Origin of the sequence: Gardnerella sp. DNF00257 (assembly GCF_049262745.1) — a bacterium.
GTDB lineage: Bacteria > Actinomycetota > Actinomycetes > Actinomycetales > Bifidobacteriaceae > Bifidobacterium > Bifidobacterium piotii.
In genome coordinates this window covers 839,586-864,155 of the sequence record NZ_CP058403.1, presented here as the reverse complement: position 1 = coordinate 864,155, position 24,570 = coordinate 839,586, and the positions used below count along the sequence as shown (strand labels likewise).

Sequence of the window (24,570 nt, the reverse complement as noted above, 5' to 3'; positions counted from 1 at the left end):
AGAATGTGGAAAATCGCACTAAAACTTATGCGTAAAAGCGTGCGCATGTTAATCGCCTCTGGAATTGCAATTCTTATAGGCAGCATGTTTATGAGCGCTACTTTGCTTTTTGCAAACAGCGTTGATGACTTGATGGTTCGTAACGCAACAAATGAATTCGGTAGCGCAAATTATGCAATCTCATTTAGGAATCCTAACAGTTCTCCGAGTAGTAAAATTCATTATAAAGACCTTCATTTAGACGAAATATCGAAGATGCCTGGTGTTAATGGCATTCGTAGTGATGATGCGACTGCTCTTGTAAGAGTGGAAAAAGGTGATAAATCAGTTACGAGTATTGCTTGGTCTAATGGTTTGTATGGAAATCTTCCTGTGTATAAATCAACAGAAGGTAGAGAACCGCAAAAAATAGGTGAAATAACTCTTATTAAAAGTATTGCTAAATCAATACATGCAAATATTGGCGATACTATAACTTTGGTTAAAGTAGATGACACTGGCGGAGATAAAGAAAAATCGTACGATGTTCGTGTGGTTGGTCTTGTAGACGATGGAGAGCATTCTCAAATACCATTTTCAAATCGCGGCACATATCTTGGTGGCGTAACGAATGATTTTTGTGCAAAACTCAACAATCTTAAGAATTTTGACAATGAAGTTGTGCAAAGCAAAGTGTACATGAGTATTGATGAATCTAAAATAAACGATTTATCTCCTAAGATTAACTCTTTGCTTCCTTCGAGATTCTCTCTTATGTCTAGGCATGAAGTTGGCGTAAGAGCTGTTCGAAATGTGTCTAACGGTACCAATTTTGTAACCATGTTCTTGCTATCTTTTGGTATTCTAGCGTTGCTTATTTCTTCGCTCGTTATAGCAAACACATTCCAAGTTTTGGTTGCTCAACGCAGACGCACTCTTGCACTTTTGCGCGTAATCGGTGCACAATCGCACCAGCTTTATGCAGCAGTTTTGCTTGAAGCTGCAATACTTGGAGTTATTTCTGCGGCTGTTGGCGTGCTTTGTGCAATCGGATTTATGGGCGCAATTAGTAACGTGAATATTAATTCTGGACCGTTATCTAAGATTCCTTTGATTGTTTCGCTTCCAGCGGTTGTGTGGCCAATAGCAATTGGCACGATTGTAACAGTTCTTGCATCTATGGGTGCTGCGAGGTCGGCTACAAAAGTAACGCCTATGGAAGCGCTACGACCAATGGATTTGATTAAAGATAAGCGTGCAAGCATTATTCGCGCTGTTTTTGGTGTTGTGTTTATTGTTGTAGGTATTTTAGCTACGGCTTTAAGTGCTACTTCTTTAGCAAGCATGATTGCGAGGAGGTCTCCTACTGCTGGTTCTGACTCTTGGATGACTTTGCTTGGAGCAATGTTTGGTTGTGCGCTTGTTTTTATTGGTATTGTTATGACAGCCATATTCTGGATGCCGTTTGCTATGAAGGCAACTGGCGCAATCATGGCACTTTGTGGTCCTGCATCTAAAGTTGCTAACGCAAACGTGCAAAGAAACCCTAGAAGAGTTGCGGCAACTGGAACGGCTTTGCTTATTGGCGTAACGCTTGTTTCAACGGTAGTAACTGGCGCAATATGTGGTAAAGCAACTCTTAAAGGTGTTGTTGATGACCATTACAGTGTTGACATTATTATTCAAGGCAAGAATGTTGATGAATCTTTAGCTGCCGATATTTCAAAGATTAGTGGAATAAAGCATACTGAGTTGCTTCCTGCAGTTCCTATGACTTTTAAGAACGCTAAGGGCGAAACTGAGTATGCTATGGCAGCTGGAGTTGATAATACAGATCAACTTAAAAATGTAATGCACACTGACCTTGATGGCGTTAATATAAACAAAGATTCTGTGCTTTTGCCTAAGTTTAATGGAGAAGGCGGAGAGCCTTTTGAGCTTAAAAAAGGAAACCTTAATCTGCAAGCTTACGTAGAAAAGTACAGTTCTGGTGAAACAGACAGTAATAATATTACGCCATTTACTGGCATGAATACAGACTCGAGTAATAACGATAAGAGCATTACTGTAAAGCAAGTTCAGTTTAAGAAGTATAGAAATGTTAATATATATTCAAGGAATACTGCTTTTGTTAGCAAATCTTACTTCAATAACTACCTTAAGCCTACAACGCATATTCTGCTTATTTCGGTAGACTCTAGCAAAGCTAATCTTGTAGATATTGTTAAAAATATTAGAAATATTACATCTAGCTATGCGGAGGTTATGGCTGGTGGAAGCGTGTTCCAACGAGCGCAGTGGGAGAGTGCTATCGACATAATGATGATGTTGCTTGTTGGCTTAATAGCAGTAGCTGTTGTGATTGCTTTAATAGGCGTTGCAAACACGTTAAGCTTGTCTGTTATTGAGCGAACCAAAGAATCTGCAACTTTGCGCGCAATCGGCATGACAAGAGGACAGGTTAGAAGATCTCTTGCGTTGGAAGCAACGTTGATTTCCCTAACAAGCACTGTTTCTGGCTTGATTGTTGGAACAGCGTTTGGATGGATTGGATCCTACATGGTGTTTAGCGCAATTGGCAAAGTTCCGTTTGTAATTGATTGGACTATTTACGCGGTTCTTGCTCTAATCGCTTTACTTGCAGCGCTTCTTTCCAGCGTTCTTCCAGCTCGTAGAGCAGTAAAGTCTTCGCCAGTAGTTGCGCTCGCGGAGGACTAATCGCTAGAAACGCAAAACAAAATGCGGTTGCAATTTTAATCATTCAATTAAGAATTGATTAATTTGCAGCCGCATTATTTTTATAGAAAAGATTTATTGGCTATAAGAACATTCGCATTGTTTTTTATTTTTATAAAAATAGTTAAACAAGACTGTTCTCGTAAGCAAACACAACAGCTTGAACTCTGTCTCTTGCATTGATTTTTCCCAAAATATGCGCAACATGCGTTTTAACTGTTGGCAAGCTAATAAACAGTTTATTAGCAATCTCTTGATTAGATAGTCCGTGAGCAATCTCTACAAGAACTTCGCGCTCGCGATCTGTTAAGTCATTTAAGCAAGAATCGTACGTGTTTGCGCTTTGCTCGTTTTTAGTCGCAATTTCTTCTTTTGATTTTTCTTCATCGTTAGGCTTAGAGATCATTGACTCAATTAAGCGCTTTGTAGCAGTTGGAGCAATAATTGCATTTCCTTGATACACAGTCCGTATTGAATTAAGCAATGTTTCTGGCTCTGTATCTTTAAGCAAGAATCCCGATGCGCCCGTATGAATCGCAGCCATAACATATTCGTCTAAATCAAAAGTAGTTAAAATAATAATGCGCGTATTGGCGTTAGTGTCTTCTTTTAAGATTTTGCGCGTAGCTTCCAAACCGTCCATGTTAGGCATGCGCACGTCCATCAAAATAACGTCTGGATTTTCCTTTGACGCAACTTCTACAATTTCATTTCCATTCGCTGCTTGCGCAACAACTCGCATATCTTTTTGCGAGTTGATTACCATAGTAAATCCTGCGCGCACAAGCTCCTGATCGTCTGCTATTGCTACGCGAATTACTCCATTGTTTTCCATATTTTCCATAGTATCAACTTACTGTTGCTTATTTAATGTGTTGTGTTGAATTTGTTCATCTAGTGGGGCAGCAGGGCGAACCGCAATCTCAGCTACATTTGCACTATTATTTGATGAATTAACACTTGAGCCTGTTTCTCGCAAAATTCCAAGTAGTTTTCGCATGTACCTAAGTGCTGAGCGACCTTCATCTCCAATGTTTTTAAAAGCCTTACTAATTGCTTCAATTTGTTCTTGTTCCTGTGATTGCTCTTGTTGTGATGACTTTAGCTTTTCTGCATTGCTATTTAATTTTTCGTATTCATTTAGCATATCGATTCCACTATTTGCAGCATAAATTACTTTATGCAATGTAACTGCAACTTTTTGCTGAATATTTGCGCTAATACGCTGCCTTTCGGCATTTGCTGCAAGTACTTCTAGCTGTTTTTGTTCTTGTTCTAATTCTGTTCTGCGCGCTTTTAGAATCAGCAAATTATTATCATCGTTTCTGCGGTAATAAGCAAATGTAATAGCAGTAAAACAAATTAACGCAACTATAAAACCAAAAACTAATCCTACGGACGCCATTTGCATAATGTCATAAAAATTGGTTGTGTACGCATTAGATGCAAAAAATCGTATTGGAGTTTCATTTTGTGGAATATTTTTTGATGCAACACCAATTTTTACAGCAAAAATAGCAGATTCGGCGAGCACTACTGCGCTAACCCATTGCCATGCGTGCTTTTTGCCATAGAGCACAGCCGCATAAACAATGGCTGGTATAAAGAAATTAGCAAATAAAATATTAGGTAAGCATATAAGTTGTATTGCAGAAAATGCTGCTGCAATAATTGCGCACATAGTTGGAGCTTTTCTACGAAACATAAATGGAATCATAGTAGTAAGCGTAAGTATTCTATAAAGTATTTGAAATGAAAGCGAGCTTGAATATTGCGAAGTCATTCCAGTTCCAACAGTAAAATCGTAAGTTGGTATAAAAAGCATTAGAACAGTCCAAGGTGACGCATAAATAATGTCTCCAATAAGCCAATGTTTTTCAAACCATTGCGATACTTTTTCAATCCTATTTTGTGAATTATTTGCTTCTGGCAAAACTTTTGATGAGGTTTTATCGCTTGCATTTTCAGGTTTTTCTTGCGTTGATAATGGATTATTAACTTTTACGTTTTTATAACTAACATTAGAAATACTATTTAGTGCAGAAGCAGTAGTGTTTGATTGATCTGTAATGTAAGAGTATGGAATAAAAGCAACAATACTAAATGTTCCATCGTTTTGTATTCCATAATCAAGTGTTCCATGAAGATTTTCAATGCGCTCTTTCATGCCAATTAAGCCATAACCATTTTTATGTGGCACACCACTATTTTGCTCTTTATTAGCTTCAAGCTTGTGTACTTCATTTGTGATTTTTAGTGTTAAGCCTTGTTCGTTCCACTGTTCGTGAATGTTTATTTTAATGCCATTTCCTGCGTGCTTCCGAATATTAGTAAGAGATTCCTGAACAACGCGATATGCAACGGTTTGTGCGTCCGTGTTAAGTCTATTTTGAGAATTTATGCCATCAACAGTGTGCCAAAAAATATTATTAGGAGATGCAATTTTTGCTTGCTCAATAAGCGAAGGTATGTGATTAAAATCCAATTGAGCGGATGGAGCGTCTGTTAAAGCTTCTAGCAGTCGGCGCATGTCGTGAACGGCGCGCTCGGCTTCGTTTTTAATAATATGCATTGTTTTTTTAGCAAGAGAAATATCTTTGGTTGCTGCATAGCGACCACCGTCTGCTTGAACAATAATAATAGAAAGCGTGTGAGCAACAATATCGTGCATATCCCTAGCGATTCTAGCGCGCTCTGCAGTAACAGCAATATGCTGAGCTTTCTTTCGGTACGCGCGAATAGCGTTATTGTTCTCTTGTAAAAGTTGAATAGTGTGCACGTGAGTGCGCTGCCAGTAGCCAATAATAACCGTAATTGTAGTAATAATAATCGCAAAAATTATATTAGGAATTGCAAAATCAAGTATAATTGAAACGCAGTTTTTTATGTTACTACTATTTATATTTTTTACGCTGCAAGAATAACTAGCTTTTAAATGATTGATGCCATATATTGGCCCCATTACAATATTCCACGATATTGCTGCGCAAGATAATACGGTTGTTACGTAAGCTGCAATAACAAAAGCTTTTGAATGCTCTGGATTTCCGCGAGCAATAGCATTAACAAGTAGCACAAAACCAAAGAAATCAGCAAAAAGTTGAGCTGGACCAAATATTACTTGCACAATGCATGCAACAATAAAAATAACAGCTGTGTGTTCGGGCCATAGTTTTCGTAGTGAAAGTAATGCTGCAACAACAATATTTATAAGATAGGTTGTAAGTAGCGAACTTTGCGTCAAGAATCCGTCAACATTGCTTATAGTATAACGATTGCTTGAAAGTGTAAAAAGAATAAGCGGAATAATGCCCCACAATATATCGTTTAGCGTAAGCTCAGTGCGTAAGCGTTGTATAGCTCTGTTAAACGTGTGAGATATTTTCATAACTACTAGGCTAGTACACGGCACTTTATAGAACAATCGAACTTTAGTATGATTTATATAAGAGTGTGTATTTTTGTATGTGATTTGTTATTGCAACGTTGCATGCGAGTGCAGAAAGGAATGTTTACAATGGCACTGCTAGCAAAGTATTACGTACCAGGATTGTATGTAGAAGAGCGCGCAATCGATGTTCCTTTAGACTGGGAGCAAAACACTCCAGGCGATTCTATTAAAGGGGAGAAGATTCGCCTATTTTGCAGGGTTATTAGTGCTCCAGAACATGCGCATGACGATTTGCCTTTGCTGGTGTTTTTGCAAGGAGGCCCAGGCGGTCAGTGCCCTCGTCCACTTTCGCCGTCTAGCGATGGTTGGATTCAAGAAGCAATTAAGCATTTTCGCGTAGTCTTGCCAGACCAGCGTGGTGTTGGGCGCTCTTCTAGGGTAGATGCTTCTACGATTAAGCGCATGGCAGACGACGGCGTGAGCGTAGAGCGGCAAGCATGGTACTTAAAGCGATTCTTAGCAGATTCTATTATTCGCGATTTTGAGCATTTGCGCTTAACTGAGTTTAATGCAAAGCCGTGGGTTTCTTTGGGTCAAAGCTATGGTGGATTCTTAACGCTTACGTATTTGTCGCTTTTCCCGCAGGGATTGATTGCAAGCTTCACAACTGGCGGCATTCCTCATGTTCCTGCAAATGCGCGTGAAGTCTATGAACATACTTTTCCTCGTATGGCGCGTAAAACTGAGCAATTCTATGAGCGCTATCCGCAGGATGTTGCGCGCGCTGCTGCTATTGCAGATAGGATTTCTCAAGGAGATGTTTTCTTACCTAATGGCGAAAAGCTAACCGTTGAGCGATTCCAGACTCTTGGATCATCTTTTGGCATGAAGCCAAGTTTTGAAAGAGTTCATTGGCTTATTGACTCCGCATTTTCGGATGGAGATGGATCTCTTAAAGCATTTAAGCATGGCGGTGGAACAGCAGACGGCTATTTAAGCGATGAGTTTCTTTACGGTGTTATGGATGCAACATATTCTAGTCCGCTATATTGGCCGCTGCAAGAATTTATTTATGCTGATGGTGAATTAGAGCACCCGATTTTGTGGGCAGCTCAGCAGGTTAGGGAAACAATGCCAGAGTTTTCTGGTAGCGCGCGCCCGCTTCTTTTTACGGGCGAAGCTATGTTTCCTTGGATGTTTGATCAAGAAAAAGCTTTGCAACCATTCTTGCCAGCAGTTGACTGCTTAATGAGCGACAAGCAGTTTGGCAAGATTTACGATTTAGATCAGCTTGCAAATAACGCAGTTCCTTTGCAAGCAGCGGTTTACTTCGACGACATGTACGTTGATTCTGGTCTTCAGTTAGATACGCTTTCTCGTATTGCAAACTCCCATTATTGGACAACAAACGAGTTTGAGCACGATGGTGTTCATGGCGACTTTGTGTTCCGTCATTTGCTAGAAGAGGCAAAGAATCGTGGAGATTTGGAGTCTATTTATAAGTGATATAAGTGATATAAGTGATAAGTAATATAAGCGGTAAGTAACTTTGATTAAAGTACCTAACAAATGATTAGATATACAAGTTATATATACAAATGATTAGATGCTTAATAAAAAGTTAGTGTTTATTTAGTGTTCGTTTTAGTGTTTAGATATTAAGGGGATTTGTTAATGAGTTCTAACTCAATTGGAACCGTTGGATTTATTGGTTTTGGAAACATGGCTCAAGCAATTGCTAAAGGCTTGATTCGCGCTAATGTTTTACAAGGCAAAGATATGGTTGCATGCGCGGCGCACTTTGAAAAACTTGCTAATAATGCAAGCGAATTTGGCGTAAAAGCGTTAAAAAGCGCGTGTGAAGTTTGCGATTTTAGCAATGTTTTAATTTTAGCTGTAAAACCAAATCAAATAGAAGAAGTTTTGCAACCTATTGCAAAAACTATTGTAGAAAGAAAAATCGCAGTTATATCCGTTGCAGCAGGCTGGACTCTTAAGCGTTACCAGAATCTACTGGGCAAAGATGCTAACGTGCAATGCATTATTCCAAATACGCCAATCGCAGTTTGCCAAGGAGTCACTCTAGCAGAAAGCGAAAATACGCTAACGGATAGTCAACTAGAAGCTTTTAATGCTATTTTTAATCCGATTTCTTTAGTCGAGCGAGTAGATAGCGAGCACATGAATATTGCAATGTGTGTTTCTAGTTGCGCTCCAGCTTTTACTGCTATGTACATGGAAGCTTTAGCAGATGCTGGCGTAAAGTATGGTCTAAAGAGAGATTGCGCATATCGCTTGGCTGCAAAGATGATTGAGGGAGTAGGCGCGTTGTATATGGATACGCGTGTTCACCCAGGGGTTATGAAGGACGCAGTATGCTCTCCTGGTGGCACTACGATTCGAGGTGTTGCAAAGCTAGAATCGTGTGGTTTTAGGGGAGATGTTATTAGCGCGGTTGACGCAATTCAACAAAAATAAAACATTACGAGTATAGTAGTGTAGTCACTTCCGCTAGCTGGTCTAAAGTAGGTAATATGTCTTTAACTATTGGAATCGTAGGTTTGCCTAACGTTGGTAAATCAACTATGTTTAATGCGCTAACACGAAACAACGTTTTAGCGGAAAATTATCCATTTGCAACAATCGAGCCAAATACTGGTATTGTGCCTTTGCCAGACAAACGTTTGCCTGTTTTAGCAAAGCTTGTTAAAACCGAGAAAATCGTTCCAGCAACCGTTACATTTGTTGATATTGCAGGAATCGTTAAGGGTGCTAGCGAAGGCGAAGGCTTGGGAAACAAGTTCCTTGCTAATATTCGCGAAGCGGATGCTATTTGCGAAGTTGTTCGCGCGTTTAACGATGATGACATTGTGCACGTTAATGGCAAGGTGGATCCTGCAGACGATATTGACACAATCAACACGGAGCTTATTCTTGCAGATTTGCAAACAATCGAGAACGCTTTGCCAAAGTTAGAAAAAGATTTACGTGGCAAAAAAGTTACTCAAGAATACGTTGGCGCAGTGAACAAAGCTAAAGAAATTCTTGAATCTGGAAAGACGATTGATCAGGCTCATAACGAGAAGTTGATTAATAAAGACGACGTTTACGATTTGCACTTGCTTACTGCTAAGCCTTTTATTTATGTGTTTAATGTTGACGATTCGGAGCTTTCGGATGATTCTTTGAAGTCTAAGCTAGCGGCATCTGTAGCTCCTGCAAAGGCGATTTTCCTTAACGCGCAATTTGAGTCGGAGCTTACTGAGCTTGATGAAGAAGATGCTAGAGAAATGCTTGCAGATGCAGGATTACAAGAATCTGGATTGGATCAGCTTGCGCGCGTTGGCTTTGATATTTTAGGGCTTCAAACCTATTTGACTGCTGGCGTTAAAGAAGTTCACGCATGGCAAATTCATAAAGGTTGGACTGCTCCGCAAGCTGCAGGCGTTATTCACACAGATTTTGAGCGTGGATTTATTAAAGCAGAAGTTGTTTCTTACAATGATTTTGTTGAGGCTCAAGGCTCTATGGCAAAAATCAAGGAAGAAGGAAAGCTTCGTCTTGAAGGCCGCGATTACGTTATGCAAGACGGAGATATTGTTGAATTTAAGTTTAATGTGTGATTAGTTAGACAATAATCATATAAATAATCAAATAACGTGTAATTTGGCGCTGCTTAGGCACTATAGTGTAGTATCGAAGTGGCGCCTTTTATTTTGTTTACTTATGGAGATTGTATGAATATATTTTATGCTTTTAAAAGCATGTTAAAGTCGCTTATTTCGCGATTTGTGAAATATGTTATTAGCTTAAAATCTCCAAAAAATCGCAAAATTTTCTACAAGCGTGCGCTCGCTTTTCTAATTGTTTTGGTCTTCTTTAGTTTTGTTGGATTCCAAGTATCGCATGTTGTTAAAGAAGCGAATAAGCGTATTTTTGTAAATCTTAAAGCACAATATTTTAAGTCAAACAAGCTTGATTCCGCTTTAAGTAATGTAAAAAGTAAAAAAGGCGATAATTTTGACGCAAAGTCGAAAGCAAAAAAGACGCCATTAGAGCATAATGATAAGTCCAAAGATAAGTCTAATGATAGCTCTAATGCACAAAATCAAAATGCGAATGCAATTGATTTTTCTAACTTATGGAAGATTTCTACAGGCGGTCAATATCCAAATCTTTCTGGAATAGATGCAAATCATTTGCAAATAAATGTAGACCTTAAAAAACAACGTGTTTATATTTATGCGAATAATAATCTTGTTTATACAATGATTGTTAGCTCTGGAATGAATAACTCCACACCTAAAGGCGATTTTAGAATAGGGCATAGGGGATACCATTTTTACAATAGAACAGAAGGAATGGGTGGAGACTATTGGGTTGGTTTTATAGGAGCAAAGTATTTGTTCCACTCTGTTCCAACTCGTGCTAATTTTGGCGATTATATTGTAGAAGAAGCGCAAAAACTTGGGGTCCCTGCATCGCACGGATGTGTGCGATTAAGTGTTCCAGATGCTAATTGGTTCTATACGAATATTCCAGACGGAACAGCAGTATATATTGAATAATCTGTTTTAGAGTTATGTGAAGCATTTACGTAAGTAAGAAATATAAAAAATCAGGAGATTTCAAAATGGAATCCCCTGATTTTTTGTTTGTTTTAACTGCGTTTGTTTTATCTTCTCTTGTTTATTAGAAGAACAAAATACTTGCGCAACAAGCTAACGCAACTAAAACAATAGATGCCAGGAAGCTTGCTAAGAATGCTGCTTTTCCTTGCTTAAATATAACTCTAAAGTTTACGTTGATTCCAAGAGCAGCCATAGCCATTCCAAGGAAGACGTATCCTGCGTCTACAAGTAGTGATGCGTAGGACGAAACAAAAGGCACGTACGTACCAATAACAGATGCTGCAATAAATCCAAGCATAAACCATGGGAAGTTGATTTTGCGCTTTCCGTTATCTTCTACTTGGCTATGACGAGCGTTCCACCAAATTGCAATAAAGATTGATGTAGGAACAAGCATAAGAACTCGAGTAAGCTTCATGATTGTTGCAACGTCAATGCTTCCAAAAGCTCCGCCCGCTGCAACAGCGTGTGCGATTTCGTGGAGCGATGCGCCAGATGCAATTCCAAGCTGCTGCTTAGTCATTCCAAAGTGAGGAAGAATAAAGATTTCTGCCAAAGCGTAGATTGTGCCCATTATTGCAACTGTTGCAACAGCCATAACCTCGTTTTGTTCTTTTTCGTCCTCATCTTGTGGAAGCACTGGCATAGATCCCGAAAGACCCATAACAGCTGCAGCTCCGCAAATGCTTGTGCCTCCTGCGGTTAGCATTGCAAGTTGTGGGCTAACCTTAAGGAATTTTGCAATGTTGTATGTAATGCATACCATAACAGCAACTAGAACGGCTGCAATTGGTAGGCACTTTAATCCTTGAGTAAATAGAACGTGCAAATTTAGCTTAAAGCCAAGCAAAATAATGCCTAGTCGAAGTAGCTTATTTGCGATTAGGCCAGCAGATGCTTTAACGCCTGCTCGTCTAGAATCATTGTTCAACTTGTATACGTGCAAAGGCAGCTGCAGAGCCATACCAATAAGCAACGCAATAATAAGAGCTCCCAAAAGGCTTAGGCCTGGGAACTGCTTGAGCCAGCTGCCGATTAAGGAAGCTAAAAGTGTAAGCACAGCTATAAGAGCCATGTTTGTTGTGCAGATTTTCTTTTTCCATGTATCAAAGAAATTAACCATTTAGCCAATTATTCTCTCATAATCGGACAAAAACGAACAAAAAATCAAAAATATTTACACATTTTCTAGCGTTTTGTTGTAATGGCAAGCGACACGCCTATATAAAAATCACATAATAAAACATATTCGATAAAAATCTATCGTAGTTTTGTATTAGTTCCATTTACATTGTGATTAATTAAATCTTGTTGAAAAAAATCATAATTGTGTAATCATTATCTGTAGTTAAAGAGGTAATTATGTGCAATATTAATATTCAAATTAAACGCATTTATGAATCATCTGATGAAGATGATGGCTTGAGAGTATTAGTAGATAGATTGTGGCCTAGAGGAATAAGTAAAGAAAAGGCAAATCTTGATTTGTGGTGTAAAGATATTGCTCCATCAAGTGATTTGCGAAAATGGTTTAGCCATAAGCCTGAGCGCTTTAAAGAATTTTCTAATCGTTATATTGAAGAGTTAGATGAGAATCAAGATTGTGTAAACCAAATCGTAGATATATGTAGAAAAAGTAAAAAAGTAACGTTTTTATATGGAGCGAAAGATCCGCGTATAAATCATGCAATTGTATTAAAAGATTACATTCAAAATGTTTTGCAAAATTAAGATTGTAATAAGCGAATCTAATACATAAGCAAAAGTTTATGTTTATAAACTTTTATGAGTAATAATTAGTGGTGTTTGATGCGTTTTCGACACACCGATTTTCCTTGATATTTCAACAAAACAAATTTATAAATTTATTATTTTTCAAATTGTCTCGACACTTTGTGATTAGTACATTAGAATGACCACTTGGCTAGGGGGTGGCGGTTGGTATAGCCTCTGCAAAATCTGCCAAACCTGCGCTTGAGTAGTGCTTGTTTTTTTTTTTTAAGCTGGCGCTTGTTTTGGTGGTTGTTTTTCAATCACAAACTTACATACGAACTTGTTTTACACAAGGAGAAAACGATGAAATCGTTGTTTACATGGCAGCTTCATGGAGACGGAAAAACTTTGAAGCCAGGAGAAGTAGTAGAGCCAGATGAGCGTTTAACTTGGACTCGTACTGCTGGTATTGGTGCTCAGCATGTTATTGCTATGTTTGGCGCAACATTCTTAGTGCCAATTCTTACAGGCTTTGATCCGTCTACTACTTTAATGTTCACGGCTCTTTCTACAGCACTGTTCTTGTTGATTAACGCAAATAAGCTTCCTAGTTATTTAGGAAGCTCTTTTGGTCTTATAGCACCTGTTATGGCTGTAACTGCTGCGCATAAGGGTATTGCTGTAGCAAGCTTTGGCATTATGTGCACAGGTATTCTTCTTGCGCTAATCGGTGTGCTTGTGCATTTTGCAGGAGCAAAGTGGATTGACGTTATTATGCCTCCTGTTGTTAACGGTGCAATCGTTGCAATTATTGGCTTTAACTTAGGTCCAGCTGTTTGGGGTAACTTCCAAAAGGCTCCAGACACTGCCTTGGTAACTTTGGTTGCAGTTATGCTTATTGCAGTGATCTTCCGTGGTCTTCTTGGGCGATTGAACATCTTGCTTGGTGTTCTTGTTGGCTACGCGTATGCATGCTTCCAGGGTCAAGTTGACTTTAGTAAGATTGAGCAGGCACCTTGGATTGGCTTCCCTAAGTTCCACACTCCGCAAGTTGACTTCTCTGTTTTGCTTATGTTCTTGCCAGTTGTGCTGGTTCTTATTGCAGAAAACGTTGGTCACGTTAAGTCTGTAGCTCAGATGACTGGCCGCGACTACGATTCCAAGATTGGTACAGCTTTGTTTGCAGACGGCTTAGGCACTGCAATCGCTGGTTGCTTTGGCGGTTGTGGTACTACAACCTATGGCGAAAACATTGGCGTTATGGCTGCAACAAAAGTGTATTCTACTGCCGCTTATTGGTGCGCTGCATTCTTTGCATTCGTATTAAGCCTTTGCCCAAAGTTTGGTGCAATTGTAAACTCCATTCCAGCAGGCGTTTTGGGCGGTGTAACCACTTTGCTTTACGGCATGATTGGCATGATTGGCGTTCGCATTTGGGTAGAGAACAAAGTGAACTTCGATAAGCCAGTTAACATTATGATTGCTGCAATCGTTATGATTATTGGCATTGCCAACTTCCAATTTGCTATTTCTGGAATTCAGTTTAACGGTATTGCAATCGGCACTGTTGTTGTGTTGGTTGTGTACCACATTATGAAAGCAATTGGAAAGCTTACTGGAACAATCGCTAAAGACGATCCAGATGTTGCTTAGCATAAATGCTTCAATATGATTTAATTTAATCGATTTAGGCGCGTTCGCTACTTTTGCGAGCGCGCTTTTTTGTAATTATTTTTGATTACACAACAAACACAACACGTAGATTGGGAATAGTTAGTATAGTATTATTAACCTTATGTTGAAAGTCATTATAGAAATACTCATTGGCGTTGCATGGGCTGCTTTTGGCGCTTATATGGCTAAAAAACCTAAAAACACTAAGGTGTATAAGCGTTCCGATTATTCAAGCGATGGAAAGAAAAAGAGCAATCAAAATAATGATTTTGCCGATACTTCTGCGAATGCTTCTGCGGATGATTCCAACGATCAAGATGTAGTCATAGAAAGCATTGATGAAGATAATAGTAATACAAATATTGTTGCTAAAGATGCTTCTAAAGATGAGTCTAATAGTGAAAACAAAGATAAGACTTCTTCAAAGTTTGCAAAAAAAATAAAAGATTTGGCAGACTATTATAGTGACGATGATGACCTTGGTGACCTCTTTAGCGATATATTAGAAGCTAAGAAAAAACTAGAAAACGAAGGCGACTCGCCCAAAAATAGTGATACTAGCGATGCTAGCGAAGATAGTAAAGATAGTAAAAGCAATAAAAGCAATAAAAGCGATAGAAAAAACTCAAATAGTAAGGAGAATAATCGCTATATGAGAATAGATTTTGATGTAAATAAGTTTGTTGGAAAATCAAGAAAATGGCGTTGGATTATTGTTGCAATAGTAGTAGCAATAGCGTTTATATGCTCAATTATTTTTGGTTTTTCTACTTTTATTACAGATTGCATGTGGTATGCGCAACTTGGATTTGAGAGCGTAATCTGGATTCAACTAGCCGCTAAAATCGGCGTTTGGGCTTTGTATGCTCTGCTTATGGCTGCGTTTGGGTATTTGTCTGCATATATTGCGATTAAAAAACGCCCTGGAAGCGAAGATGGCGTATATGTTAAAGAAAAAGGCAATATTTTAGACACTAAAAAGGGAATAAGCTCTAAGCTTGCAATGCATGTTGCAGGAGTTGTGTCTTTGATTGTAGGCGCTGTGTTTGGAATGCAATTCTACAATCATTGGGTGCAAATTTTGCTTATGTTTAACTACCAATCATTTGGTATTAAAGATCCGCAATTTGGATTTGATAACGGTTTTTATGTGTTTGCTTTGCCAGGCTTGCGACTTTTTACAAGAGCGTTTATTGTTCTTCTTGCTGTTTCTTTGCTATTTAGCGTTATAACAAACGCTTTGATGGGAGCTGTAAGAATTACGCTTCCTGTAGATGGAAAGGGCATTTTTAGCATAACTAAAAGCGCAAGGCGTCAAATTTCTGCGTGGTTTATGCTAGTTATTATTTTCTGGTCCGTTTTGCAAATATTAGATGTGTTTGCGATTGTAAATTTGGATGGTTCTAAGATTACTGGCGGATCTTACACAGATATGAATGCTGGTGTTCCTTCCAGCATTGCAATGGCTGTAATAACACTAATTGTTGGAATTGTTATAACAGCGTGGTTGCTAAAATCTCACGCTCTTAATGGAAATGTAAAAATTGGCACGCGATTTGTTGTAGCTGTTAAAGCTTGGCGCACGCCTGCTATAGCTGTTGCATCTTTAGTTGTATGCGCTATGGTGTTGTCTTTTGCTTGGCCTGCTCTTTTGCAACGTTTTAAGGTAGCGCCGAATGCACAAGAATTAGAAGCCACTTATATTCAGCGAAATATTGATGCAACTAAGTTTGCGTATGGCTTAAATAATGTTAAAAAAGAATCGTATAACGCTACTTCGGAAGGAAAGTCGGGAGCGCTAGCAAAAGAAGCGGAGTCTACTGCACAAATCAGGCTTTTAGACCCTCAAGTCACTTCTCCAACATTCCGCCAATTGCAGCAATCTAAGCAATACTATACTTTTGCAGATACTCTTTCTGTAGATAAGTACGACATTGATGGCGTGAGTCAAGACACGGTTATTGCTGCGCGCGAGCTTGATTTAGCTGGAAACGATAATCGAAATTGGGTTAATGACCACACTGTTTATACGCACGGGTATGGCGTTGTTGCAGCTTACGGAAATAAGGTTACTGCAGATGGTCAGCCGCAATTTATGGAGTATGGAATTCCAACTCAAGGAAAGCTTACAAAGTTGAAGAAGTATGAGCCGCGTATCTACTTCTCGCCAAATGCTCCAAAGTATTCGATTGTTGGTTCTCCAAAAGGCTCTGCTCCTTGGGAATTTGATTATCCAACTGGCTCAAATGGCGCTTTAACAACGTTTAAGGGAAATGGTGGACCAAGTGTAGGCAACTTCTTCTCTAAGCTGCTACACGCTATTCGTTTTGAATCAGATCAAATCTTATTCTCGGATAGAGTTACTGCAAATTCTCAGATTTTGTATGATCGCGACCCTAAGACTCGTGTTTCTAAAGTAGCTCCATACTTGACATTAGATGGGCGCGTTTACCCAGCAGTTGTTGACGGACGAGTTAAGTGGATTGTTGACGGATATACAACGTCCGACTCTTACCCATATTCGCAAATGACTGATTTTGGGCAGGTGACTCAAGATTCTACAACAACAACATCTCGTTCGATTAAAGGCTTGACTAACCAGCGAGCAAACTATATTCGCAATTCAGTTAAAGCTACTGTTGATGCGTACGACGGTTCTGTTGACTTGTATGTGTGGGATAAAAAAGACCCTGTGATTAAAGCTTGGAGATCAATATTCCCAGGGCATTATCACGATATTTCTAAGATTTCTGGCGATTTGATGAGTCATATTAGATACCCAGAAAGCTTGTTCAAAGTACAAAGGCATTTGCTTGCAAAGTATCATGTTGACAGCGCAAGCCAGTTCTTCTCGGGAGAAGACTTCTGGCAGACTCCAGTAGATCCTACAGAATCTCAAAGTCTTCAGAGAGAAGATATTTTGCAACCTCCATACTATTTGACTTTACAAACTAGAGGAGCAAACAAGCCAGTATTTTCGCTTGTTTCTACATACATTCCTGCTGGAAGATCTACTCGAGAGATCCTAACTGGATTCTTGTCTGTAAATTCAGATGCTGGAAATGTTGCTGGAAAAGTAAGCGAAAATTATGGCCAACTAAGACTTCAAGAGTTACCTAAAGTTTCCAATGTTCCAGGACCTGGTCAAGCTCAAAACAACTTTAATGCTAATGCAAATGTTTCTAAAGAGTTGAATTTGCTTGAATCTGGATCAACTAAAGTTAAGCGTGGAAACTTACTTACATTGCCACTTGGCGGTGGATTGGTTTACGTAGAGCCTGTTTATGTACAATCTAGCGGATCTACTAGCTACCCATTGCTTAAGAAAGTATTGGTTGCTTTTGGAGATCAAGTTGGATTTGCAGACACTTTGGATGAAGCATTAAACCAAGTATTTGGAGGAAACTCTGGCGCAAACGCTGGCGATGCTTCAAATAATTCTGGTGTAAACAATATTGCTTCTAATCCTAAGCAAAAAGATTCGACTAAGAATAGCGAAAATGGCAATAAAAATGCCAATGCTAATGCTAAGGCAGACGCTGATTTTAGTGCAAAAGCAAAAATGGCTCTTAAGCGAGCAGCTCAAGCGCTAAAGGATTCGGATGATGCAATGAAATCTGGAGATTGGCAAGCGTATGGCAAAGCTCAAAAAGAGCTAAGCGATGCGATTAACGATGCTATTAAAGAAGACTCTGGAAAGTAAAAGCAAAAGTCAAAGAAGCGTCTAAAGCAGCTTTAGATTAATAAAAATAATGCCGAGCATAGTTTAGATTATGTTCGGCATTATTTTATGTGTTGGCTTTATGTGTTTTTACATTTGATTATCTGGGTCTTCGTCGTCTTCTACAGGACCTAGCAATAATCGTTCGCTTATATTAACTAAGCCCATCAATATTGCTGTAAACGCAATAATTACGAATGTTGCAGAAAAAATAAGCGGAGTGCGGAAAGAATTATATGCAGCTTGCAGCCAAATACCTAATCCTTGACGAGCGCCAAGATATTCTGCAGTAGTAGCTGCGCCAAAAACGTAGGCTGTGCTAATGCGAATTCCACCAAAAATTTGTCGAGCTGCAATCCTTAATTTTACGTGCCAAAGCGTCCAAACTCGTCCCGCTCCGCATGTTAGAGCTACATCGCTATAAAAACTTGGAACTGCATCAAGACCTCTAATTGTTTGAACAGCAATAGGGAACATGCTAAAAATAGCTACGATAACAATTTTTCCAGACATTTCGAAACCGAACCATATAAGAAATAGCGGGGCAATCGAAATAAGTGGTAACGTTTGTGCAGCACAAAGAAGTGGGAACAAAGCTGCGTGAACCAGCTTGCATACGTGAAAAAGTACGCCCAGTAAAATGCCGCACACAATGGCAAGACTAAAACCAACAATTGTCTCTTCAATAGTTGCAAGGGTTGCAGGCCATAATTGTGGCCATACATCACAAGTTGCTTTAGCAATATCTGTAGGAGTTGGAATAGAATTTTCTGGAATTTTATAGAATTCGCAAGAAAGCTGCCAAAAAATTAGTAATGTAATAGTAGAAATTATTGTTGGCAGATAATTGTGCAGTAGTGTTTTCCAGCGCGCGCGCGTCATGGAATATCGTTCCTTTCAGTATACAAGCCATAATGCTTGTTGTAGCTGCTTGACTGCTGCCCCAATCAAACAACGTAAAATTTTACAAACTTTCTTGTATGAAAATATCATATAGATAGTATGTAGTTAGCAAGCGTGTATTTTATGCGTATTTGTCTTTCGATTAGTGCATAATTTAGTCGTTTCGTGAGTCAATGCGTGGCAAACCAAAAGTTCTAATTTTTGGGGGCATTGAACGGCGCGGGCTAGGCCCTTGATACCGTTTTCTGCCAAGTTCGTGTCACATTCCCAGAAAGCGGTTATTTATAAGAAAGCTAGGGAATTCATGATATGCGAATTATGGCGTAATGTGCGAGCTTTTTGTTTGAAATCTAATAAAAATATTATGCGTGCAATAGCAGTTTTTATAAGCTCATGCTGTATTCTGTCTTTGTGCGCGTGCGGATCAAACAATAGTAAGCAGAATAGTAAATCTGGTCTTCAAAACGTTTCGTTTATGCTTTCGTGGATACCTGATACTAATCATATTGGCATATACGTGGCAAAGCATATGGGGTGGTTTAAGCAAGCTGGTTTACACGTGAATATTTTGGCTGTGTCTCAAACTGGTGCCGAGCATGCTGTTGACTCTGGTGCTGCGGATTTTGCTTTAAGCAATATTACTAGTCTTGCAGATTTCAGTACAAAAGGCACTAAATTGAAGGAAGTTTTGCAAGTTCAGCAAAAGCCTAGCGCAATTTGGTGCTCTCTTTATAAAAATACTAAAATTCATTCTCCTAAAGACTTTGATGGTAAAACTTTTGCAACCTTTGGATCTGCAGAAGGTGATGCTGTGATTCGTAGAATGATCCAGCATGATGGTGGCAAAGGTAAGTTCGATAAGGTTACTGTTGGTACTTCTACGTTCCGTACGCTTGAATCTGGAAAAGCTGATTTTGGTGGTTTTTATGGTACTTGGGAAGGTGTGCAGGCGGAAATGTATGGTCCAAAGTTGCGTTGCTTTAAGACAGCAGATTATGGAGTTCCTGGTCAGCCAGATACGATTGGTGTTATTACTAACGCAAACACAGTTAAGCGCAATCCGAAGCTTGTTCGCGCTTTTGTTAAAGCCGTTAAGCGCGGTTATGAATACGCTTACAATCATCCAGATGAAGCTGCGAACATTTTAGTAAAAGAAGCTCCTGAAGCTAATCTTGATGTGAAATTCGTTAAGCGAAGCATGAAGATGATTGTTGACGGGCAATATTGGGGTAATCGTGCAGACATAAAAAGCGGCAAGTTTGTGTTCGGCACAAATGATGTTAAGGGTGCTCAAGAATACTTCGACTTCCTAAGTAAGGAAGGTGCGTATACGGATTCTAAAGGCAAAGTAACATATAAAACTCCTCAAGCAAAAGAATTAACTACGGACGAATTTTTGAAGTAGTTTACGCAATGACTTGAGTCTTGCTAAAATAAAGTACGGTATATGAGGGCGTATCGGGTAGTTGTATAATCCAACTTCAATCGGTACGCCCGTTTTGTTGTTGAGTTTATAAGATTGGGCGTGAATTATGGCTTCGGATTTTTGGCTTATTGCTGGCCTTGGCAATCCTGGATCTAAGTACGAAGGTACTCGTCATAATATGGGATTTATGGTTGCGGATTTGCTTGCTGAGCGATGGTCAATATCTTTTTCTGACCATAAAGGCTTGTCTAAACTTGGCAAGGGAGTTATGAATTTAGACGGTAAGCTTGCAAAGTTCTTCCTTGCTAAGCCGCTTACTTTTATGAACGATTCTGGAGCTGCAATATCTTCTATAAGCTCTTATTATCAAATTGAAACTGACCATATTGTGATTGTTCACGACGATATGGATTTGGATTTTGGGCGCATTAAAGTAAAAGCTGGAGGTTCTGCTGGAGGTCATAACGGTATTCGTTCTATAGATCGCTCTCTTGGAACTCCGCAATATGCGCGCGTAAGAATGGGTGTTGGGCATGCTCAGCGTGGTGCTCATGCTCACGATAATACTGTTAATTGGGTTTTGGGCGGATTTGCTGGTGCGCAAAAATCTGAACTTCCTAATTTTTTGGCAGATGGCGCAGATGCTGTAGAAAGTGTGATTTTCCGCGGGCTTGCAGCCACTCAGGAGCATTTTAATGGCAGATAAGTATGATTCTTTTGCTAACAAAATGCTAGATTCTAAAGATTTTAATATTTCTGATGCTTCTTTTGAAAGCATACTTAAAGATATTTGTAAGAAAAATGATTCGTTTAAGTCTTTAGCTTTGCTTGAAGAAGATTTTTCTAATCCTCTTAATGTGTATTGTCCAAGTGGAGCTAGATCTGCTGTAGCTGCTGCAATGGCTACTAAAAAGCCTGTTGTTTTAGTAGTTCCATCTGGTAGAGATGCTTTAGAATCACTTGAATCAATACGCGATTTTTATAATGGGAACCCTAAAGATATTGCTAATCTTGAAGCTTGGGAAACTCTTCCGCACGAGCGTCTTTCTCCTAGAGCAGATACTGTAGCAAGCAGAATGGCTGTTTTTAGGCGATTAAAGCATCCGCAAAGTGGGGAAGATAGCAAAAGCGGCAAAAGCAGCAAAAGCGGCAAAAGTGCCATGTTTAGCCCAATTCGCGTTCTTGTTATGCCAGTTCGATCCCTTATTCAGCCAGTTGTTAAGGGTCTTTGCAATGTAGAGCCGCTTGTTTTTGAATGTGGCAATGAGATTTCTATTGAGCTTGCTACAAAACGACTTGTTGAAAACTCGTATAATCGCGTGGAACTTGTTATGAATCGCGCTGAATTTGCTGTTCGAGGCGGAATTATAGACGTTTTTCCTCCAACAATGGATCATCCTGTGCGTATTGAGTTTTTTGGAGATGAGATTGACGCAATCAAACAATTCCATGCATCTGATCAGCGCACTTATGGGAAGAATATTAATAGTGTTTGGGCTACACCTTGCCGAGAGTTGCAACTTACAAAAGATATTCAAAAACGAGCGAAGTCTTTGATTGGTAAAATTCCAAATGCTCAAGATATGCTTGAATCAATCGCAAATGCAATACCTGTAGAGGGTATGGAGTCTTTGATTCCAGCATTAGTTGACAACATGGAACCAGTGGAAAATTTGCTTGATAAAAACGCAATAATTTTGGTTTCCGACTTAGAAAAATGCAAGCGCGCAGCTAACGATTTAGTTAAAACAGCAAACGAGTTTTTGGCTGCAAGTTGGCATGTTGCTGCGTCTGGTAAGGGTGCTGGCGCTCCAATAACATTCGATAAAGCGAGTTTTCTTGATTTTGGCAGCGTTTTAGAAAATCTTGAAAACAACAATCATCAAGTAATTAACTTAAACAGTTTTGCAATGGATTCAACGAGTAAATCGCAAGCAACCGTTGATTCTAAAGAAGAAAACGAAAATAAAGTCGTAAAAAATAACTATTTAGACTTGTGCATTAAATCTCCTCAAGAATTTAGAGGAGATAGTGAGAAGATTTCTAACGGAATATCTGGTCTTATTTCTAACGGATACAAGGTTTATATTAGCGCTGCTTCAAGTGGAATTTTATCAAGACTTGCGCGAGCTGTACGCGCAAGTGGCGTATTTGATTTTTCGGCAGTTCAATCGAAAATAGTTGACGGTTTTATAGATACGCAAAGTAAAATTGCAATTCTTAGCGAAAGAGATTTAACAGGAAAGTCTTCTTCTGCAAGTGGTTTTAAGTCGCCAAAGCGTAGAAAAAAAGAAATCGACCTTCTAGACCTTAAGCCAGGAGATTTTGTTGTTCACGAACAGCACGGAATTGGCAAATTTATAGGCATGAGGCAGAGGAATGTAAAAACTTCAAACGGAGAAGCTACGCGCGAATATTTGGAAATTGAGTATGCTCCAAGTAAACGCAATGCTCCTGCAGATAAGCTTTTTATTCCAACAGATCAGCTTGATTTGGTTAGCAAATATATTGGTGCAGAGATTCCAAAGCTAAATAAGCTTGGAGGTGCGGACTGGGCTGCTACAAAAGAAAAAGCGAGAAAAGCTGTTCAAGAAGTTGCGCAAGACTTGATTAAACTTTATTCTGCACGAGCATCTAGCAGCGGATTTGCTTTTAGCGCAGACACTCCTTGGCAAAAAGAACTTGAGGATGATTTTCCATACCAAGAAACTCCAGATCAGCTTACGACTATTGACGAAGTTAAGCAAGATATGCAAAAGCCAATTCCAATGGATAGGCTGATTTGTGGAGACGTTGGTTTTGGTAAAACCGAGATTGCTGTGCGCGCTGCTTTTAAGGCAGTTCAAGACGGAAAGCAAGTGGTTGTTCTAGCGCCAACAACTCTTTTAGTTCAACAACATTACGAGACTTTTACTAATCGTTTTTCTGGATTCCCCGTAACTGTTGCTGCAATGAGTAGATTCCAAAGCGAAAAAGAGGTTAACAATACTATTCAAGGCCTTGAATCAGGCGAAGTTGATGTTGTTATTGGCACGCATAAGCTTTTGAATCCAAACATAAAATTCAAGGATTTAGGTTTGGTGATTATAGACGAAGAGCAGCGTTTTGGCGTTGAGCACAAGGAGACTTTGAAAGCTTTGCGCACAAACGTAGACGTTCTTAGTCTTTCTGCAACGCCAATTCCTCGAACACTTGAAATGGCTGTTACGGGTATTCGCGAAATGTCTACTCTTGCTACGCCTCCAGAAGACCGTTTGCCAGTCTTGACTTATGTTGGAGCTTACGAAGACGCGCAAGTGGCAGCTTGTGTTAAGCGAGAGTTGCTTAGAGGTGGCCAAGTATTTTACGTGCACAATCGAGTAGAAGATATTAGTAAGGTCGCGACTAATATTCAAAAACTCGTTCCAGATGCTAGGGTAGCTATTGCGCACGGAAAAATGGGTGAGAAGCAGCTCGACACTATTATTCGCGATTTTTGGCATAGAGATATTGACGTTCTTGTTTGCACTACGATTATTGAAACGGGATTAGATATTTCTAACGCTAATACGCTTATTGTGGATCATGCAGACAGATTCGGCCTAAGCCAGCTTCACCAATTGCGCGGGCGCGTTGGCAGAGGTCGTGAGCGTGCGTACGCATACTTTTTGTATGATCCGTCTAAGCCTATGACTCAACAAGCGCATGATCGCCTTGCAACAATTGCTCAATATACTGCTCTTGGATCTGGATTCGATGTTGCTATGAAGGATTTGGAGCTTAGAGGCACTGGAAACTTGCTTGGCAATGCGCAAAGTGGCCACATTGAAGGCGTTGGATTTGATTTATACGTGCGAATGGTTTGTGAAGCTGTTGAAAAATACAAAGAGCCAGAGCATAAGGAAACTGTTTCCACGTCTATTGATTTGCCTGTTGAAGCTTCGATTCCAGTTGATTATATTGATTCCGACAAGCTTCGTTTAGAAGCGTACCGTAAGCTTGCTTCCGCTAACAATAATAAGGATTTGCAAGAGTTGCGAGATGAGTTGCTTGATCGTTTTGGTGAGCCGCCTGAAGCGTTTAGCATATTGTGCGATGTTGCTCGCTTGCGTTTTAAGGCTCGTGATCTTGGTATTACGCAAATTAGCTCTCAAGGTAAATCGGTTCGTGTTATTGGTTTAGATCCAAAAGAATCGTTGTGGATGCGTTTGCAAAGGATTTACCGCGGAGTTAAGTATCGTCCGCTTACTCATACGCTTATTATTCCATCGCCTTTTGAATCTTCACTTGGAACTAGCGCAATGAGTGAGCGCGAAATACTTGATTGGGTGCGTCAACTTCTTGAAGATTTAGCTTGGTAAGGTGAATTATTGCGTTGTTTATAAATAAAGGCGGCCGCTATTTTGCAGTCGCCTTT

At 39.5% G+C, this 24,570-nt stretch carries 15 protein-coding genes; 11 read left to right on the top strand and 4 right to left on the bottom strand.

Annotated features, from left to right (window positions below; genetic code table 11):
- Positions 1 to 3: 3 nt before the first annotated feature.
- Positions 4 to 2,697, top strand: coding sequence for an ABC transporter permease (locus HXT23_RS03235; RefSeq protein ID WP_422112666.1), 2,694 nt, complete (start codon positions 4 to 6; stop codon positions 2,695 to 2,697).
- Positions 2,698 to 2,839: 142 nt separating this feature from the next.
- Here HXT23_RS03235 and HXT23_RS03230 read toward each other — a convergent pair whose 3' ends face one another.
- Positions 2,840 to 3,559, bottom strand: coding sequence for a response regulator (locus HXT23_RS03230; protein ID WP_016829555.1), 720 nt, complete (start codon positions 3,557 to 3,559; stop codon positions 2,840 to 2,842).
- Positions 3,560 to 3,568: 9 nt separating this feature from the next.
- Complete coding sequence (locus HXT23_RS03225) at positions 3,569 to 6,103, bottom strand: histidine kinase (protein ID WP_422112665.1); 2,535 nt, start codon at positions 6,101 to 6,103, stop codon at positions 3,569 to 3,571.
- 129 nt (positions 6,104 to 6,232) lie between these two features.
- On the opposite strand from HXT23_RS03225, the gene HXT23_RS03220 reads away from it, so the two are divergent.
- From HXT23_RS03220 to HXT23_RS03205, 4 genes are all read left to right on the top strand, one after another.
- Positions 6,233 to 7,612 carry an alpha/beta fold hydrolase gene (locus tag HXT23_RS03220; protein ID WP_422112664.1) on the top strand — a complete coding sequence of 460 codons (1,380 nt, stop codon included), beginning with the start codon at positions 6,233 to 6,235 and terminating at the stop codon, positions 7,610 to 7,612.
- A 168-nt stretch (positions 7,613 to 7,780) separates the two neighbouring features.
- Positions 7,781 to 8,584 carry a pyrroline-5-carboxylate reductase gene (gene proC, locus HXT23_RS03215; protein ID WP_422112663.1) on the top strand — a complete coding sequence of 268 codons (804 nt, stop codon included), beginning with the start codon at positions 7,781 to 7,783 and terminating at the stop codon, positions 8,582 to 8,584.
- Between the two features lie 56 nt (positions 8,585 to 8,640).
- Positions 8,641 to 9,729, top strand: a complete 1,089-nt coding sequence (ychF, locus tag HXT23_RS03210) for a redox-regulated ATPase YchF (RefSeq protein ID WP_004132823.1) — start codon at positions 8,641 to 8,643, stop codon at positions 9,727 to 9,729.
- A 114-nt stretch (positions 9,730 to 9,843) separates the two neighbouring features.
- On the top strand, positions 9,844 to 10,674 hold the full coding sequence (locus tag HXT23_RS03205) for a L,D-transpeptidase (protein ID WP_422112662.1): 831 nt from the start codon (positions 9,844 to 9,846) through the stop codon (positions 10,672 to 10,674).
- A 124-nt stretch (positions 10,675 to 10,798) separates the two neighbouring features.
- Here HXT23_RS03205 and HXT23_RS03200 read toward each other — a convergent pair whose 3' ends face one another.
- Positions 10,799 to 11,860 (bottom strand): YeiH family protein, encoded by a 1,062-nt coding sequence (locus tag HXT23_RS03200; RefSeq protein ID WP_016635392.1) that lies wholly within the window; start codon positions 11,858 to 11,860, stop codon positions 10,799 to 10,801.
- A gap of 239 nt (positions 11,861 to 12,099) precedes the next feature.
- Between HXT23_RS03200 and HXT23_RS03195 the strand changes: the two genes are divergently transcribed.
- From HXT23_RS03195 to HXT23_RS03185, 3 genes are all read left to right on the top strand, one after another.
- Positions 12,100 to 12,468, top strand: a complete 369-nt coding sequence (locus HXT23_RS03195) for a DUF488 domain-containing protein (protein WP_421781391.1) — start codon at positions 12,100 to 12,102, stop codon at positions 12,466 to 12,468.
- A gap of 345 nt (positions 12,469 to 12,813) precedes the next feature.
- Complete coding sequence (locus HXT23_RS03190; RefSeq protein WP_422112661.1) at positions 12,814 to 14,103, top strand: uracil-xanthine permease family protein; 1,290 nt, start codon at positions 12,814 to 12,816, stop codon at positions 14,101 to 14,103.
- A gap of 142 nt (positions 14,104 to 14,245) precedes the next feature.
- Positions 14,246 to 17,827 carry a UPF0182 family protein gene (locus HXT23_RS03185; RefSeq protein WP_422112660.1) on the top strand — a complete coding sequence of 1,194 codons (3,582 nt, stop codon included), beginning with the start codon at positions 14,246 to 14,248 and terminating at the stop codon, positions 17,825 to 17,827.
- A 108-nt stretch (positions 17,828 to 17,935) separates the two neighbouring features.
- Here the strand turns inward: HXT23_RS03185 and HXT23_RS03180 are convergent, their stop codons facing one another.
- Positions 17,936 to 18,727 carry an ABC transporter permease gene (locus HXT23_RS03180; RefSeq protein ID WP_422112659.1) on the bottom strand — a complete coding sequence of 264 codons (792 nt, stop codon included), beginning with the start codon at positions 18,725 to 18,727 and terminating at the stop codon, positions 17,936 to 17,938.
- Between the two features lie 385 nt (positions 18,728 to 19,112).
- Here HXT23_RS03180 and HXT23_RS03175 point away from each other — a divergent pair, with 385 nt between their 5' ends.
- From HXT23_RS03175 to mfd, 3 genes are all read left to right on the top strand, one after another.
- Positions 19,113 to 20,153, top strand: a complete 1,041-nt coding sequence (locus HXT23_RS03175; protein ID WP_317623562.1) for an ABC transporter substrate-binding protein — start codon at positions 19,113 to 19,115, stop codon at positions 20,151 to 20,153.
- A 127-nt stretch (positions 20,154 to 20,280) separates the two neighbouring features.
- Positions 20,281 to 20,880: an aminoacyl-tRNA hydrolase gene (gene pth / locus HXT23_RS03170; RefSeq protein ID WP_004130472.1), complete on the top strand. Its 600-nt coding sequence runs from the start codon at positions 20,281 to 20,283 to the stop codon at positions 20,878 to 20,880.
- Positions 20,870 to 24,514 carry a transcription-repair coupling factor gene (gene mfd / locus HXT23_RS03165; protein ID WP_422112658.1) on the top strand — a complete coding sequence of 1,215 codons (3,645 nt, stop codon included), beginning with the start codon at positions 20,870 to 20,872 and terminating at the stop codon, positions 24,512 to 24,514. The genes pth and mfd overlap by 11 nt, the downstream gene beginning before the upstream one ends.
- Positions 24,515 to 24,570 lie beyond the last annotated feature (56 nt).